This window comes from Streptosporangium sp. NPDC048886, from assembly GCF_055586905.1.
In genome coordinates, this window is record NZ_JBVJHH010000072.1 from 1 (window position 1) to 15,305 (window position 15,305).

At 70.3% G+C, this 15,305-nt stretch carries 14 protein-coding genes and 1 pseudogene; 7 read left to right on the forward strand and 8 right to left on the reverse strand.

The window, feature by feature from the left end; all coding sequences use genetic code 11:
* Positions 1-275 precede the first annotated feature (275 nt).
* Both ACZ6R6_RS46595 and ACZ6R6_RS46600 read left to right on the forward strand, forming a co-directional pair.
* Complete coding sequence (locus tag ACZ6R6_RS46595; RefSeq protein ID WP_470103666.1) at positions 276-1,262, forward strand: tyrosine-type recombinase/integrase; 987 nt, start codon at positions 276-278, stop codon at positions 1,260-1,262.
* A 68-nt stretch (positions 1,263-1,330) separates the two neighbouring features.
* Positions 1,331-1,885 carry a DinB family protein gene (locus ACZ6R6_RS46600; RefSeq protein ID WP_470103667.1) on the forward strand — a complete coding sequence of 185 codons (555 nt, stop codon included), beginning with the start codon at positions 1,331-1,333 and terminating at the stop codon, positions 1,883-1,885.
* A 208-nt stretch (positions 1,886-2,093) separates the two neighbouring features.
* Here ACZ6R6_RS46600 and ACZ6R6_RS46605 read toward each other — a convergent pair.
* Both ACZ6R6_RS46605 and ACZ6R6_RS46610 read right to left on the reverse strand, forming a co-directional pair.
* Positions 2,094-3,119 (reverse strand): annotated as a pseudogene (locus tag ACZ6R6_RS46605) (Tn3 family transposase); the annotation flags it as partial.
* A 133-nt stretch (positions 3,120-3,252) separates the two neighbouring features.
* Positions 3,253-3,477 carry a DUF4158 domain-containing protein gene (locus ACZ6R6_RS46610; protein ID WP_470103668.1) on the reverse strand — a complete coding sequence of 75 codons (225 nt, stop codon included), beginning with the start codon at positions 3,475-3,477 and terminating at the stop codon, positions 3,253-3,255.
* A 144-nt stretch (positions 3,478-3,621) separates the two neighbouring features.
* Between ACZ6R6_RS46610 and ACZ6R6_RS46615 the strand changes: the two genes are divergently transcribed.
* Positions 3,622-4,518, forward strand: a complete 897-nt coding sequence (locus tag ACZ6R6_RS46615) for a metalloregulator ArsR/SmtB family transcription factor (RefSeq protein ID WP_470103669.1) — start codon at positions 3,622-3,624, stop codon at positions 4,516-4,518.
* Between the two features lie 340 nt (positions 4,519-4,858).
* Here ACZ6R6_RS46615 and ACZ6R6_RS46620 read toward each other — a convergent pair whose 3' ends face one another.
* The 3 genes from ACZ6R6_RS46620 to ACZ6R6_RS46630 all read right to left on the reverse strand — a co-directional run bounded on the left by ACZ6R6_RS46620 (position 4,859) and on the right by ACZ6R6_RS46630 (position 7,247).
* Positions 4,859-5,212 (reverse strand): beta/gamma crystallin domain-containing protein, encoded by a 354-nt coding sequence (locus tag ACZ6R6_RS46620; RefSeq protein WP_470103670.1) that lies wholly within the window; start codon positions 5,210-5,212, stop codon positions 4,859-4,861.
* Between the two features lie 283 nt (positions 5,213-5,495).
* Positions 5,496-5,657, reverse strand: coding sequence for a hypothetical protein (locus ACZ6R6_RS46625; protein WP_470103672.1), 162 nt, complete (start codon positions 5,655-5,657; stop codon positions 5,496-5,498).
* Positions 5,658-6,242: 585 nt separating this feature from the next.
* Positions 6,243-7,247 carry an SDR family NAD(P)-dependent oxidoreductase gene (locus ACZ6R6_RS46630; protein WP_470103674.1) on the reverse strand — a complete coding sequence of 335 codons (1,005 nt, stop codon included), beginning with the start codon at positions 7,245-7,247 and terminating at the stop codon, positions 6,243-6,245.
* Between the two features lie 81 nt (positions 7,248-7,328).
* Here ACZ6R6_RS46630 and ACZ6R6_RS46635 point away from each other — a divergent pair, with 81 nt between their 5' ends.
* Complete coding sequence (locus tag ACZ6R6_RS46635) at positions 7,329-7,931, forward strand: TetR/AcrR family transcriptional regulator (protein ID WP_470103675.1); 603 nt, start codon at positions 7,329-7,331, stop codon at positions 7,929-7,931.
* A gap of 75 nt (positions 7,932-8,006) precedes the next feature.
* On the opposite strand, the gene ACZ6R6_RS46640 is transcribed toward ACZ6R6_RS46635, so the two are convergent.
* Entirely contained in the window at positions 8,007-9,080 is a 1,074-nt protein-coding gene (locus ACZ6R6_RS46640; RefSeq protein ID WP_470103676.1) for an alpha/beta fold hydrolase, read from the reverse strand.
* 108 nt (positions 9,081-9,188) lie between these two features.
* Between ACZ6R6_RS46640 and ACZ6R6_RS46645 the strand changes: the two genes are divergently transcribed.
* From ACZ6R6_RS46645 to ACZ6R6_RS46655, 3 genes are all read left to right on the forward strand, one after another.
* A complete protein-coding gene (locus tag ACZ6R6_RS46645; RefSeq protein ID WP_470103678.1) occupies positions 9,189-9,944 on the forward strand; it encodes a TetR/AcrR family transcriptional regulator in 756 nt (251 codons plus the stop codon).
* A gap of 218 nt (positions 9,945-10,162) precedes the next feature.
* Positions 10,163-10,849, forward strand: coding sequence for a TetR/AcrR family transcriptional regulator (locus ACZ6R6_RS46650; RefSeq protein ID WP_470103679.1), 687 nt, complete (start codon positions 10,163-10,165; stop codon positions 10,847-10,849).
* A complete protein-coding gene (locus ACZ6R6_RS46655; protein WP_470103680.1) occupies positions 10,846-13,143 on the forward strand; it encodes a glycoside hydrolase family 3 C-terminal domain-containing protein in 2,298 nt (765 codons plus the stop codon). The genes ACZ6R6_RS46650 and ACZ6R6_RS46655 overlap by 4 nt, the downstream gene beginning before the upstream one ends.
* 23 nt (positions 13,144-13,166) lie before the next feature.
* Here the strand turns inward: ACZ6R6_RS46655 and manA are convergent, their stop codons facing one another.
* Positions 13,167-14,357 (reverse strand): mannose-6-phosphate isomerase, class I, encoded by a 1,191-nt coding sequence (gene manA, locus ACZ6R6_RS46660; RefSeq protein ID WP_470103681.1) that lies wholly within the window; start codon positions 14,355-14,357, stop codon positions 13,167-13,169.
* Positions 14,354-15,295, reverse strand: coding sequence for an ROK family protein (locus ACZ6R6_RS46665; protein WP_470103683.1), 942 nt, complete (start codon positions 15,293-15,295; stop codon positions 14,354-14,356). The genes manA and ACZ6R6_RS46665 overlap by 4 nt, the downstream gene beginning before the upstream one ends.
* Between the last annotated feature and the right edge of the window lie 10 nt (positions 15,296-15,305).

Sequence of the window (15,305 nt, forward strand, 5' to 3'; positions counted from 1 at the left end):
GCCTCAAACGAGCCCTCTCCCGACAACTGTTCAAACTCCTCGAACGCGACCCAGAACCCCTCCAAACAGCCGCTTGACAGATATAGCAGCCTCGAAAACCGGCGCTAAGGGTCCGTCGGGCCTGGTGGGCGGCTGAAGGGCCATCGGTTGTCGGACCCGTCTGAAGTCGTTCCACGGATAACGCTCTATTATCTGCGGCAGGCTGATTCGCGGCCTGCGGCAATAGTCTCGGTGCGCCGTATGAGCCGCCCCGTTATCTGTGGCAAGGGGATGCGGTGTCTGTGCTCGTGCAGTTGCCGGTTGGCAATGCCGCCACCGTTCAGGCATCGGCCGATGCGTTCTTGGACTCGCTTGGTAACCCGAACACCGTCCGCAGCTACGGGATCGGTGTCGGGAGGACTGCCGAATGCCTCGGCGGGTCCCGGCTGCTGGCGGCGGTGACCGACGACGAGGTCGGCGAGGCGCTGGAGTCGTTGTGGGGCACCGCGGCGGTCGGCACCTGGAATGCCCGCCGGGCCGCTGTGTTGTCGTGGCTGGCCTGGCGCCGCGAGCGCGGTCATGACGCGCCGGCGGTGCCTGGGTGGGCGAAGCGGTTGGCGGTGCCGGACTCGATGACCCCGGTGCGGTCGAGGATGGCGATCGACCGGCTGATCGCGCGGCGGGATGTCGGCCTGCGGGAGAAGACGCTGTGGCGGATGTTGTACGAGACCGCCGCGCGGGCCGAGGAGATTTTGGGCCTGAACATCGAGGACCTGGACTTCGCCGGGCGGCGTGCCCAGGTGAAGGCCAAGGGTGCCCGGTCCCGGGTCCGGCGGCGTGGGCAGGCGCGCGAGGACTTCGTGCTGGAGACCGTGTTCTGGGACGCCGGCACCGCGCGGCTGCTGCCCCGGCTGCTCAAGGGCCGCACCCGCGGTCCGGTTTTCGTCACCGCCCGCCGTGCGGGGCCGGGGAAGGTCATTGGGCCCCGGGACGTGTGCCCATACACCGGGGCGGCGCGCCTGTCCTACGGCCAGGACCGCGCCCTGCTGGACATCCACACCGCCACACAGGGCCCAGGGACGGGCTGGGACCTGCACGAATACCGCCACTCCGCGCTGACGCACCTGGGCGAGGCTGGCGCGTCGCTGCTGATGCTGATGGCCAAGTCCCGGCACCGCAAGCCGGATAACCTGCGCCGCTACTTCAAGCCGTCGCCGGAGGCCATCGCCGAACTCACCAGCCTGCTCGCACCCGGCGACACACGACGAGGCGGCGGCACGTGACCGAGCCGGCCGACCCGTCGATCCTGATCATCCCGACCGGTCCGAAACCACCGAGCCCTGGAGTTGACATGGCTGACATGATCGTGCCCGACCCCGCCACGCGGGACATTCTCGCGATCTTCGAAAACGTGCGATCCCGGCTGTTCGAGCGCCTGAAGGATCTGACCGACGCCGAGTACCACTGGGAGCCGGTCAGCGACTGCATCGGCATCCGCCCCGGTGACGATGGCGTCTTCCGTGTTGCCACGCTATTTCCGGAATCGAGTCCGGAGGCGCCGGACCCCGTCACGACGATCGCCTGGCGTATCTGGCACATCGGCAACCTCTGCCTGCGCGGCTATGTGATCCACTGCTTCGAGGACGTTCCCGAGTTCGGCGACCGCCACGAGTGGCCGGGCACCGCGAAAGAGGGCGTCCAGGCGCTCGCCGAGGACTGGGAGCACTTCATCTCCCGTATCGCAGCCCTCGGCGACAAGCGCCTGTTGGCGCCGATAGGCCTGGGCCCCGGCGGTTGGGCCGATGAGACCTATCTGAAGCTCGCGCTGCACGCTCTGAAGGAGGTCGCGCATCACGGCGGCGAGATCGGCCTGCTGCGCGACCTATACCTGCGCGAAGGCGTCTGATTTCGGCGGCGGAGCCGTCATCTGGCGGCCGTGTGCCGCCAGATGACGGGCCCCTTCGACGTCTATGTCCCCCGGCGGCCTACCCGTCTGCGGCGTCCGGGTCGCGCAGAGGTCTCATCCCGCCGGGCAGGTCGGGAAGCCGGAAGGACGCCAGTACTGCTCAACGGCCTGCCGAGTCTGCGCGCATCTGACAACGACAGGGCCTGAACTACTGCGCTCCGATCGAGGGCGCGGTGCTCGATCCGCCGAGGGGCAGGCGCTTGGCGACGTCCAGCCGTACCTCACCGTAGGGCTGGACGTGCTGCCAGAACAACGGTGTCAGCCCGCGCTGTTCGGCGGGTTTGAGCAGTTTGGCCCACTCCGGGTCGGCCGGGACGTCCTGCGGCATCAAGGTGTTGATGTACACGAGCGCGGCCTGCAGGGTCCGCAGGCACAGCACGGTCATCTCCAGCTTCTTGCGCCGGTTGGTGGAGATGTCGCCGCCCTTGCCGTAGAAGATGACGCTGCTGGCTCCGTTGGAGGACTCCACCACGTTGAGACCCTCCTGGATCTCCCGCTGCGGTTCCCGGAGACGGAGGTAGCGGGCGACGAGGATGGTCTTCTGCGCGCGGCCGACCTCCAGCATGGCCTGGTAGATCGGGTGGGAGGCGGAGTCGGTGAAGCGGCGCAAGATTGCCTCGGTGGAGGCGGTGCCCTGTTTGATCGCGGTCGCGTACTTGATCATCTGGTCGTAGTTCTGCTCGATCAAGTCCCAGCGGATGGGCCGGGTCATCGCCGGAGCCAGCCGCGGGTACAGGTCGCTCTCGCCGCTCTCAACCCGGTACAGCCTGACCTTGTTGATCTGCTTGACGCGCGGCAGCAGGTCGAAGCCCAAGAGCCTGGTCATGCCGAAGGTGAAGGTGGCGTTCGCGATGGCGACCGCGATGTCCTGGGCGATCTGCGGGGTCAGGTAGCGGCGCCGTACGTAGCGGATGCCGTCCTCGTTGTGGGCGTGGCTGCCGGAGGCGACGGCCCGGATCCCGGTGTTGGTGCCGTACCCGAAGATGGCCAGCATCAGCCGCTCGGCCTTCAACTCGGCGATGAAGTCTTTCGGATCGAGCGGCTTGCGCAGCTCGGCGTAGTTCTCCACGCGGCGGGTGGTGAAGTCTTTGGGCAGGTCCTCCTCCAGGTCGCGAAAGGAGTGCGCGCCGACCGTCCAGACCTCCTTGCACCGCAGGGCGTCGCGCAGCGCCTGGCTGGAAGGTGACGACCTCGTACACCACCCGCACTACGGTGGTGCAGGTGCGAAAGCCCAGGTGTGTCCGGATCTGATTGCGGTGGTATTCGATCGTGGAGCCGGACCACTCGTAGAAGCCGAGCTCCGAGGCCTACACCTGGACCTGCTTGGCCACGTGCTCGATGACCTCGTCGGCCAGTTCCGAGCGCCCTCGCGGGAAGCGGCCGTACTGCGTATGGAACTTCAGCGAGATCGCAAAGCCGAGGCGGGTGGTGCCACGCTTCCCGGCGATCAGCTCACGCTCTTCGTCCAGGATCGTCCGGTGCTCGGCCAGTCCGTCGATGTGGATCGGGGGTGCGTCATGGAGAACCAGCATTGACCAGATAAATCACAACAATATCAACGCCGTTTGGGGCTCGTGACACGTTTCTTACCGGCACCCCTAATACTGGCCGACCGTATCCCCATATATAAAGATATGCCTTGACACGAATATTTACTTTGGTGAATATTTCTTGGCATGGACACACTACTCACTGCACTGGCCGACCCGGCCCGCTGGCGGCTCGTGGGCCTGCTGGCCGAGCGGCCCCGGTCGGTCGGGGTCCTCGCCCAGCTCGCCGAGGCGCGCCAGCCGCAGACGACCAAGCACCTGCAGGCCCTTGAGCGTGCCGGCGTCGTCACCTCCCAGCGCTCCGGCCAGCGCCGAATCTACGCGCTCCGGACCGCGCCCCTACAGGAGCTGGCGGCTGCGCTCACTCGACTGGCCGAAACCACGGACCAGGTCGGCAGCCCGCACGAGACCTATGACCGCTACAGGCTCAACCTCCACGCAGAGCGGCTCGCCGCCAATGAACCGGGGTGGGCCGACGGCCGCACGTTCACGTTCCACCGGTCGCTGGCGGGGCGCCCGGAGGAGGTCTGGCGCCACCTGACCGAGGCTCCCCTGCTCGCCCGCTGGTGGACGCCCGACGACCTGCGCGTCTCCGAGCTCGTCTTCGAGGCGCGACCGGGCGGGCGGATCGTCCAGGAGTACCGCGATGCCGAGAATGTCTTGGATCTCGAGGGTGTCTCGGATCTCGGGGGTGTCTCGGATCTCGGGGGTGTCGAGGGCGTCTCGGATCTCGAGGGCGTCGAGGGCGTCGACCTGGTCGCCGGGCGCGCGCAGGGAGTCGTCGAGGACGTACGCGCCGGTGAGCACCTGGCCTACCGGCTCTCCCCGCTGCTCGCCGACGGCAGCCCCGCCTTCACCGCCCACCTCCACCTGGACCTTCGGCCCACCGACACCGGCACGGAACTCGACGTCCACTTCCGGATCACCGACAGCACGGTCGAATCCGCGGACTTCATCGCGGGCCTCGAGATCGGCTACGGCCAGAGCCTCGACAAGCTCGCGGTGATCCTCACCGCGGATTGAAACAGCACCGGCAACGCCGGGTACGACATCATCACTACCGGGCCCCCTGATGGGGTGCGGCCGGAATAGGACAGAAAGACACCGCGGTGTGACCGGCTCGGACATCCGGGCGTCCGTCTAACGGCCGTTAGACGGACAGAAGGGCTGTAGTAAACAGACAAGGTTCAACCGATATGTGCCTGAGCCGAGCATTCTTGGCTGGTCGCGGGAGTCGTGCGCGGAACCGGTGGACTGCCTCGCCGCTCCGGTAGATGACCCACCCGCATCCCACGGTGCCTGCCGGTCACGCCTGCGGGGCGTGACCGGCGGGCGATTCCGGCGGCAGCCGGAGGTCAACGTGTCACACGATCTGGATGGCGACGACCTTCGGAGGATGGTTCGGGAAGGTGATGTCGTGCCAGCGCTCGATCTTCACCGAGTCGCCGTTGGCGTCGTAGTAGATCAGGTCGTTGTTGCCCGTGGAGATCCGGTCGACCCACCATCCGCCGAAGTCGGTCCTTCCACCGTTGGCATAGCAGTCGACGCTCTGGCGGCCGTCGAGGTGCGACCAGATCTTCAGGAAGTTCTCGCCGCCAACGCATTGGACGTGGTCGATGGCGAAGGCGGTGCCGCCCGGGATGGTGACGGTGAAGGCGGCGGCTGCGGCGAGCGCCACGGCCATGGAACGGGCGTTCTTCTTGCTCTTCGAGATCACAGACTCTCCTCCTGCGGAGACCGGCGCGCACGGCCCCGGCCCTGTTGGTGACGTCGCGTCCTGACGGAACGGTGCTCCGTCGGGCCGGCAGACGGCCGACTGCGCACCGGAGCGGCCCCTCGCGGCCACGCCTTTCCGTGACGCAATCGGGTGGACCGGTAACTCAAAGTGATATCACTGTTTGTCCGGCCAACACTCCGAACGCGAACCGTTGGGCCGGAGCATTACCCGATCGTGGCGCTCACACGTGGCCAACGAGCCGCGGGTCCACCGACATGAAGGATCACTCGATCGGCATCAAGCCGTTCGGCGGCGAACCCGATTCGCCGGACTTCTTGTCGGCGAAGATCCGGATGCAGCCCGCTCCGGTGAGGGCGTGGATCTTTCGGTCGAGCAACCGTCCCCTGGTCGAGACGCGGGCGTACCCGACGAGCGCGCCCCGCATGGCAGGACGGGGTGAGGAGGTCGGCGGCGTCGATTCGGCCTTACGGCCTCGTGCATGATCGCGATTGAGACGTGGTCGCCCACGGTCACGAGTTCCTATGCGGTCTGCTGGTCGGACAGGAGGCCGGCGACGGCCGTGACGATCTCAGGCAGGTGGTCGCGGCGGTCGTGGTGGCGGGCCAGGGCTCTCCAGTTCTTCAAGTGCGCGATTCCGTTGCCCCCGCCGAGCGGAACGCCATCCGATAGGTGGCGTGTCCGTCGAGCCTACGGCGGCCGCGGCGCTCCCGCGGATGGCTCGCCCGCCGGGTGGCCCGCCTCGCGTGCGCGCGTGACCCTGTCCGAAAACTCCTTGTAGGGTGTCGTTCCTCGCGACATCTTGATCTTGTTTGACCTGCGGCTTCGGGGCGTAGGCCGCACAACCTGCTCTTGCGCGTTCCCTGCTCGGCCGTGGCCGCCCTGTCGCTCCCACAGCACGGGAGGGTGCTGCCGAAGACGTTCAGGAAGCTCACCCCTTCTCTGGGCCAGCGCGTGGCTAGGACCCACTGGTGGTCCTGTCATACCGGGAGCCCAATGGGTGGAGCGGTATCTAACTGCGTTGATCCACAGGTGACCGGGCCTCCTCCCGGTCCAGCAGGGCGTTGATCATCTCCTGGAGCTGGGTGCGTCCGACGGTGCCGAGTGCGCCGTTCAGGGCTTGGGCGAGCTTGTCGAACGGGTCGTCTGTCGGCAACTCCTTCACCTTCTCGGCCAGTTCCTCCACGCTCCACAGCCCGTCTTTGTGGATGTGGCTGCCGAGGGACCAGCCGTGGTTGACCGCGACCGTCCCGCCCCGCACCGACAGCACCTGGCCGGTGAGCGGGCAGGCTGAACTGGCCAGGTAGGCGGCAACAGGCGCGTTGGCAGCGGGGTGCAGGGGGTCAAACCGGCCCGCCGGCGGTTCCTGGCTCATGCCGGGAACAGCGAGGGTGAGTCTGGTGCGGGCCATGGAGGGCGAGATGCAGTTGACCCGCACGCCGTACCGGCCGAGTTCGAGGGCGGCGACGGTGGTCAGCGCCGCGACTCCGGCGTTGCCCGCCGCGTAGGAGACCTGCGCGGGCAGCGGGTTGAGCAGTCCGGAGCCGGAGGAGGTGTTGACGACGGCGCGGTCGGCGTGGACTCCTGCGTGGAACTGGTCGCGCCAGTGGCGGGCCGCCCAGTGCGTCACCGCGAAGGTGCCCTTGAGCTTGACGGTCACGACGTCGTCGAAGTCCTCCTCCGGCAGGTCGGTCAGGCCCATATTCCGTTCGATGGTCGCGTTGTTGACCACTGCATGCAGGTCGCCGAAGGACTGTAGTGCCGTCTCCACCATGCGGCGGGCGCCGTTCCAGTCGGCGACGCTGTCGGTGTTGGCCACGGCCTGCCCGCCGCGGGCAGTGATCTCCTCGACGACCTTCGCTGCCACGCCGGCATCGCCGCCTGTGCCGTCGATGGCAACGCCGGGGTCGTTGACGACGACCTTGGCGCCTTCGGCGGCGAAGAACAACGCCTCCTCTCGCCCGATGCCGCGCCCTGCTCCGGTGATGAGGACGACGCGTCCGTCCAGACTTCCCATGATGACCACCCTTCAGTGACTACAGTCTATGTAGCGATTCATAGTATGCATTAATTCTGAAGATGCAATAAGCTGCCCCGCATGGTGGAGAAACTCGGACTGCGGGAGCGCAAGAAGCAGCGCACCCGGCAGGCACTGATCGAGGCGGCGGTTCGCCTGTTCGAGGACAAGGGCTACGACCACGTGACCGTGGCTGAGATCGCCGACGCTGCGGAGGTTTCCCCCCGCACCTTCTTCCTCCACTTCCAGGCCAAGGAGGACGTGCTCCTGGCCAATGCCGACGTGCGCGTCGACCTGGCGCTGCAGACGATCGCCGAGCGCCGCGCCGACGAACGGCTGCCCGAGTTGCTGGTGCGGGCAATGGACCAGATGATCGCCAACACCTGGGACAGCGACCTCTCCAGCGGGCTGGCAGCACTTCGGGCACGGCTGGCGGCCTCGGTGCCAGCACTGCAGGCCCGACTGCTGCAGCGTTACCTCGCCGCGCAGGCCGAACTGGCCCAGGCGCTGCAGCGGGCATTCCCTGACAGACTCGACGCGATCACAGCCTCCGCTCTGGTCGGCGCGATGGTGGGCGCGGTCAGTGCGTCCGCCTTGACAGCGCTGCAGCGCGGCGACGGACCCGCGGAGGTACGGAACGCCATGCGGGAGGCCACGGCCCTGGTGGCGCGATCCGTCACCTGAAGGAGCCGGACGAGGAGTCGCTGGAGCCGGGCCGGTTCTGCGGCTGTGCGTGCGAGGTTTCACGAGTGCCAGGTTTCACGGAGTGATCGGCTCGCTGGTGAGTGCCGGGCGGACCTTGGTGAGCATCAGGTCGAGGAACTGGTCGGGGCGGCGGAAGGAGGCGAAGTGGCTGGCGTCCCGGATGAGCGCGAAGTCCTTGACCGGGGCGGTGACGTCGTCGAAGAACCGCCTGGCCGACGCGGCGGGGGTGATCACGTCCTGCTCGCCCTGGAAGATGAAGAACGGGATCCGGAACGCGGTGCCCTCGGTCCATTCGTCGATCGTCATCGATTCGGGGGCCAGGCGCTCGGAGAAGCTCATGGCCTTCATGTAGCCGGGCACCTCGCGCAGGGTGTGCAGCGGCGAGGTGAGCAGTGAGCCGATCACCACGGTCTTGACGGTGTTGAAGGTCAGCGGGTCGGAGCCGACGGTGTGCTTGTTGTACTGCGACCATGCCTCGACGTCCCAGGCCGACCGGTCGGGGCCCATGGCGGTGACGGCGGCCAGGTCCTTGTCCTTGCCCGCCTGGGTGAGCCGGTCCACCAGTGCCTGGTAGGCGGTGCGGTCGCGGCCGCCGGCGCTGATGTTCTGGTCGGTGCCGACGTAGGCGGAGTACAGCTCGGGGTGGCTGCGGGCCAGCCGCATGCCGATGAAGGAACCGAAGGAGCAGCCGACCAGCACGACCTTCTCGACGCCGAGCCGGGTACGTACGTGCTGGGTGACCTCCAGGGCGTCGCTCTGCAGTCGCCGCAGGCTCATCTCGCCCTGCCCGTCGGGGCCGCTGCGGGCGAAGGTCTTGCCGGCGCCACGCAGGTCCCAGCGCACGATGGTGAAGTGCCGCTCCCAGGCGCGGGTGCGGGCGGTGTAGATGAGGTTGGTGGCGCCGGGGCCGCCGTGGATCTCCAGGATCACCGGGTTGCGCAGATCCTCGCCGCGGATGGAGATCCACTGATCGATGCCGCCGATGCGGACGAAGCCGGACTGGTCAATGCCGTGGGGGGTGGTGATGCGCAGCCGCCGGGCGTGGGCGGCGCGCTTGAGCTGCCGGTAGCCGAGCAGGCCCGTGGTGGGGGCGGCGACGACGGTGGCGGCGATGGCGAGGCCAAGCATGGTTACTCCAATAAACTGTTTATGGCGTTAACAATGGGTTTACGTTATATACAGTTGTTGGCGGGTGTCAACCGACGCCCGCAGGACACCGCACCCGAGGGAGTCGCCATGGCCAGGGCCGCCAAGCCGCGCGAGAACAACAAGACGCGCGACCTGCGTACGGGCATCGCACTGCTGTGGGGCGAACAGGAGCAACCTGCCCGCGGCCCCAAGCCCAGCCTCACCCCCCACCGCATCGCCGAGACCGCCGTGACCCTCGCCGACGCCGAGGGCCTGGAAGCCGTCTCGATGAACAAGGTCGCCGCCGCGTTCGACGTCTCGGCCATGGCCCTGTACCGCTACGTGCCCGGCAAGGCCGAACTCGTCGAGCTGATGGTCGAGGCCGTCCTCACCGAACGCCCCGACCTGTCAGCCGCCGGCCCCGGCTGGCGGCCCCGGCTCGCGGAGTGGGCCCACCGGCAGTGGGCGGTCTACCAGGCCCACCCCTGGCTGCTCGCGGCCACCTCCATGCGCCGCCAGCTCATGGGCCCCAACCAGCTCACCTGGATGGATGCCGCCCTCGCCGCCCTGGAGCCGACCGGCCTGCCGGCCCCCATGCGCCACCACGTCTTCCTCCTGGTCGCCGGGCACGTACGCAACCTCGCCCAGCAACTGGCCGACTTCGACGAAGACCACAACCGGGAATGGGGCCACCTGACCGGCGAACTGCTCAACCGCGACCCCGCCCGTTTTCCCGCCCTGACCGCGGCGATCGCCGAAGGCGCGTTCGCGCCCACCGCGCTCGACCCACTCGACTTCGGTCTTGATCGCATCCTCGACGGCGTCCAGGTACTCATCGACCGGGCCGAAATGAGTGGATCTTGAGGGGGCTCTTTCGTCGCTGATCTGGAGGCGGGCCCGCCATGAGATCGGCGGAGGGGGCGCCGGGGAGCATGCACACAAAACTAACCACGTGGTAGGTTTTGCCGCACCTAAAACTTACCGCGTGGTAGGTTCTGCCCCCACGGAGGCGGGGACGACGCCGTACCGTTGGTAACGGCCTGATCGAGGCGCCCCCGAGCCGCACCCCAGGAGAGACGTACGTGAGCGACCAGACCCGGGCCCCAGCCGTGCGGCCGTCGAAGGGCGAACGCACGCGCGCCCGCATCCTCGACGCCGCCGCAGAGCTGTTCTCCGCCTCCGGATTCCACGCCGTCTCGCTGCGCGACATCGCCACGCACGCCGGTCTCACGCACGCGGGGCTGCTGCACCACTTCCCCGGCAAGGAGTCGCTGCTCATCGAGGTGCTGAGCCACCGCGACCGGGAGGACGCCAAGGCGCTGTTCCAGGTCGATCCCAGGACCAGCCCGGAGGACTTCCTGGGGCGGGTGGTGAGCATCGTCCACCGCAACATGCGGACCCCCGGCATGGTCGGCCTCTACGCCAAGATCTCTACCGAGGCGACCGACCCCGCCCACCCCGCGCACGGTTACTTCGTCAAGCGCTACCGGGTCATGCGCGGCCAGATCGGCACGGCCTTCGCGGCGCTGGCCGCCCGCACCGATCCCCCGGCCGGCTACGACCCGGACCTGGCCGCCCAGATGCTCATCGCCGTGATGGACGGGCTGCAGACCCAGTGGCTGCTCGATCCCGGCGCGGTCGACATGCACGCGGCGGTGGTGGCCTTCTTCGCCCAGCTCGACCTGGACCTCAGCGGCGCGCCGCCCCGCTCCGGCCCCGCCCCGGAGCCCTCCCCCACATCCATCCCGAACCCAGGGGCCGACACATGAACCTCCGTGAACCCAACGACCTCACCCTCGTCGAGAAGGCGTCGCTGACCTCCGGGAGCAGCACCTGGCAGACCACCGCGATCGGCGGGCGGATCCGTGCGCTCACCCTGACCGACGGCCCGCACGGCATCCGGCGGCAGGACCCCGCGGCGGGCGACGCGCTCGGGCTGGGCAACAGCCTTCCCGCCACGTGCTTCCCGCCGGCCGTCGCCCTCGGCTCGTCCTGGGATCCGGAACTGGCGCGGCGGGTGGGCGCGGCCCTGGCCAGAGAGGCATCCGCGCTGGGTGCCGACGTCGTGCTGGGCCCCGGTGTGAACATCAAGCGCTCACCGCTGTGCGGCCGCAACTTCGAGTATTTCTCCGAGGACCCGCTGATCAGCGGTGTGATGGGCGCGGCCGTGGTCACCGGGATCCAGTCGTCGGGACTCGGGGCGTGCGTCAAGCACTTCGCGGTCAACAACCAGGAGACGGACCGGATGCGGGTGAGCGCCGACGTCGACGAGCAGACGCTGCGCGAGATCTACCTGCCCGCCTTCGAACGGATCGTGCGCGAGGCCGCGCCGTACGCCGTGATGTCGGCCTACAACAAGATCAACGGAGTCTACGCCAGTGAGAACCGCTGGCTGCTCACCGAGGTGCTACGGGAGGAATGGGGCTTCGACGGCCTGGTGGTGTCCGACTGGGGCGCCGTCAACGACCGGGTCGCGGCCCTGGCCGCCGGCCTCGACCTGGAGATGCCGCCGACCGGCACCGACGAGCGGATCGTCGCGGCGGTCCGCGCCGGGCACCTGGAGGAGTCGGCGGTCACCGCGGCGGCCGAGCGCGTCATCCGGCTGGGGCACCGGGTCGAGGGCGCGCGGCGCTTCGACGGCTGGGACGTGGACGCCCATCACGAGCTGTGCCGTGAGGCCGCCCGGGCCGGGACCGTCCTGCTGAAGAACGACGGTGACCTGCTGCCGCTGGACCCGGCCGCCTCCCAGCGGATCGCCGTCATCGGCGAGTTCGCATGCACCCCCCGATACCAGGGCCACGGCAGCTCGCACGTCGTGCCCACCCGCCTGGACACTCCCTGGGACGCGCTGTGCGCCGCCGCGGGCCCCGGCACCACGCTCTCCTTCGCCCCGGGCTTCACCCTGGACGGGGCACCGGACGCCGCCCTGGTGGCAGCGGCCGTGGCGGCCACGGCCCAGGCCGATACGGCGCTGGTGTTCCTCGGCCTGCCGGCGGCGGCCGAGTCCGAGGGCTTCGACCGGACCACGCTCGAACTCCCGGCCGACCAGATCGCCCTGCTGCGCGCGGTGTCGGGGGCCTGCTCCCGGGTCGCGGTGGTCCTGGCCAACGGCGGCGTTGTCACGGTGGCGCGGTGGCAGGACGCGGTGCCCGCGATCCTGGAGGGCTGGCTGCCCGGCCAGGCCGCCGGGTCCGCCCTGGCCGACCTGATCTTCGGGCTCCACAGCCCGGGTGGCCGGCTCACCGAGACCATCCCGCTCAGCCTCGCCGACACCCCCTCCCACCTGCACTTCCCCGGCCAGGACGGGCACGTTGTCTACGGCGAGGGCCGCTACGTCGGATACCGCCACTACGACACGCTCGACGTCCCCGTGGCCTACCCCTTCGGCCACGGCCTGAGCTACACCCGCTTCTCCTACGCCGACCTCGACGTGGCCCCGACCGGCGACAACGCCTGGACGGTGCGGGCCACCATCACCAACACCGGCGGCAGATTCGCCCACGAGGTGGTGCAGCTCTACGTGGCCTTCGCCGAGGAGGCCCCCTCCCGGCCCAGGCACGAGCTGCGCGGGTTCGCCAAAGCCGGGCTGGAGCCCGGCGAGTCGCGCCGGATCTCCTTCGAGCTGACCGGCCGGGACGTCGCCCGCTGGTCGCCCTCCCGGCACGGCTGGCGGATCGACCCGGGGCGCTTCACCGTCGAGGTGGGGGCCTCCTCGCGCGACATCCGCCTGCGCGCCGAGGTGTCCACCCCCGGGGACGGGCTGGTCGACGAGCTCGGGCCGATGTCCACGCTGGGCGAGTGGCTGGACCACCCCGTCGGCGCCAGGGTGCTCGGCGAGCGGATCCACCGGATGGCCGGCCTGTCCGCACTGCCCGCCGGCGACTCGATGCTGCTCGCCCTGGCCCGCGGCGTCCCGCTGGCGAAGTTCGCCACCTTCGGCATCGGCGTCACCCCGGAGGTCGTCGCCGAGCTGGTCGCCGAGGCCCGCAGCGCGCCCCCGCACCAGGGTGCGGCCATGACGGAGCGCGGTCCCTACCGGGAGGGCGAGGCCAGGTCCCGGTAGGGGCGCGGCCGGGGGCTGGGAGGTCAGGCGGGCGGGGCGGGGGCGGACTGGTAGAGCTCGCCGCGGCCGGCGAGGGGGAGGGTGGGGACGCCGGCGGGGACGAAGGCGGCGGTGCCGGCGGTGAGGGTCAGGGCGTGCTCGCCCCGGCCGGCGGTGATGGCGCCGGACACGCAGAGGAGGATGCGGGGACCGTCCGAGACCAGCTCGGCCCACGGGGTCTCCAGGGTCAGGGTCGCGCGGGTCAGCTCGAACTCGCGGACCGGGGGCGACCAGCGGACGACGCCGGGGGCGACCGCCTCCGGGGAGATGACCGGCGTCTCCAGGTGCTCGAAACGGACCACCCGGAGGAGCTCGGGGACGTCCACGCGCTTGGGGGTGAGACCGCCGCGCAGCACGTTGTCGCCGGAGGCCATCACCTCGATCCCCACGCCGCGCAGGTACGCGTGCGGGTTCCCGGCGGGCATCCAGATGGCCTGGCCGGGCGCGAGCCGTACGTGGTTGAGCAGGAGGGAGACGACCACGCCCGCGTCGCCGGGGTAGTGGACGGCCAGGCGGGCGGCGACCTCGTAGGCCGGGTCCACGTCGCCGAGCTTGGCGCACGCGTCCGCGACCTCGGCGACCAGGGCGGCGCGGGCCGCCGGGGAGAGGGTCAGGGCCGCGGTGAACGCCTCGCGCAGACCCTCGGGGCCGCGCAGGAGGGCGGCGACGGACCGCAGCGCGGGGACGTCGAGCCGGTCGAGCAGGTCCGCCGCCGCCTCGGGGGCGCGGAAGCCGCACAGCGCCTCGAAGTCCCCCATGGCCATGAGCAGCTCGGGCTTGTGGTGGGGGTCGCGGTAGTTGCGCAGCTCCGGGGGCAGCCCCGCCGTCTCCTCGGCGGCGAAGGCCGCGCGCGCGTGCTCGGCGTCCGGGTGGGCCTGCAGCGACAGCGGCTCCTCGGCCGCCAGCAGCTTCATCAGGTAGGGCAGGCGCGGCCCGAACTCGGCGGCGACGGCGGGCCCCAGGACGCCTCGGGGATCGGCGGCGACGATCTCGTCCAGCGGCCGACCGCCGATCCGGGACGGGGCGCCGGGGTGCGCGCCCAGCCACAGCTCGGCCTCGGGTTCCGGGCTCGGCACGGGGCGGCCCTGGATCCCGGCGATCGCGCTGCGGGATCCCCAGGCGTATGTGCGCACGGTCCCGTCGAGCCGGTAGGCCCCGGGCGGCAGGGCGCTCACGCCACCGCTCCCGCCGCCGGGACGGGCCGCCGGGTCAGCGCGGCGGCCCCGACCAGCCCGGCGTCGCCGCCGAGCACGGACGGGCGGAGCCGTACGCGCCGCAGGAAGTCCAGTCCGGCCAGCCGCTCGAACCAGGTGCGCAGCGGGGCGAACAGCACGTCCCCGGAGCGGGCGACGCCGCCCCCGACCACGACGAGGTCGAGGTCCACGACGGCCGCGGTGGACAGCAGTGCCCCGGCCAGGGCGCGGGCGGCGCGGTCGAACGCGGCGATGGGGACCGGCCGGCCCTCACGGGCGTCGGCGGTCAGCACGACGGCGTCGGCCTCCGGTTCCCCGGCCCGCCACCCCTGGCCGCGCGCCCAGCGCACCATGCCCGGCCCGGAGGCGTACGTCTCGACGCAGCCGCGCGAGCCGCACGCGCACGGCTCGCCCCCGGGATCGACGATCATGTGGCCGACGTGCCCGGAGTTCCCGGAGGGGCCGAACCGGGGTGCGCCGTCCAGCACCAGGCCGCCGCCGACGCCCGTGGAGACGACCACGCCGAGCAGCGCGCGCGACCCGGCGCCGGCCCCGGCGAAGTGCTCGCCGAGCGCGAAGCAGTGTCCGTCCCCGGCCAGCACCACGGGCCGGTCGAGCGACTCGGCGAGCCGGTCCACGAGCGGGAACGCGCGCCAGGCGGGGATGTTGACCGGGCTCACGGTGCCGGCGCGCGGGTCCAGCGGACCGGCCGAGCCGACGCCGAGCGGTGCCTTCCGCGCGATGTCCCCGGCGGTGGCCACGACGCGCGCGGCGAGCCGCGCCACCGTCCGGAACACCTCCTCGGGGTCGTCGGTGCGCGGCGTGGGACGGGTCCAGCGGTGCGAGACGGCGCCGCGGGGATCGACGAGCGCGGCGGCGATCTTGGTGCCGCCGATGTCGACGGCCAGGGCATGGGTCACGGGGGTTCTC

Bases quoted from the DNA above. Each gene is read 5' to 3' on its own strand.
- ACZ6R6_RS46610 (WP_470103668.1), bottom strand. From the start codon at position 3,477: ATGCTGGTTCTCCATGACGCACCCCCGATCCACATCGACGGACTGGCC.
- ACZ6R6_RS46625 (WP_470103672.1), bottom strand. From the start codon at position 5,657: ATGCGGGGCGCGCTCGTCGGGTACGCCCGCGTCTCGACCAGGGGACGG.
- ACZ6R6_RS46630 (WP_470103674.1), bottom strand. From the start codon at position 7,247: ATGGGAAGTCTGGACGGACGCGTCGTCCTCATCACCGGAGCAGGGCGC.
- ACZ6R6_RS46645 (WP_470103678.1), top strand. From the start codon at position 9,189: ATGGCCAGGGCCGCCAAGCCGCGCGAGAACAACAAGACGCGCGACCTG.
- ACZ6R6_RS46635 (WP_470103675.1), top strand. From the start codon at position 7,329: ATGGTGGAGAAACTCGGACTGCGGGAGCGCAAGAAGCAGCGCACCCGG.
- ACZ6R6_RS46615 (WP_470103669.1), top strand. From the start codon at position 3,622: ATGGACACACTACTCACTGCACTGGCCGACCCGGCCCGCTGGCGGCTC.
- ACZ6R6_RS46640 (WP_470103676.1), bottom strand. From the start codon at position 9,080: ATGCTTGGCCTCGCCATCGCCGCCACCGTCGTCGCCGCCCCCACCACG.
- ACZ6R6_RS46655 (WP_470103680.1), top strand. From the start codon at position 10,846: ATGAACCTCCGTGAACCCAACGACCTCACCCTCGTCGAGAAGGCGTCG.
- ACZ6R6_RS46600 (WP_470103667.1), top strand. From the start codon at position 1,331: ATGGCTGACATGATCGTGCCCGACCCCGCCACGCGGGACATTCTCGCG.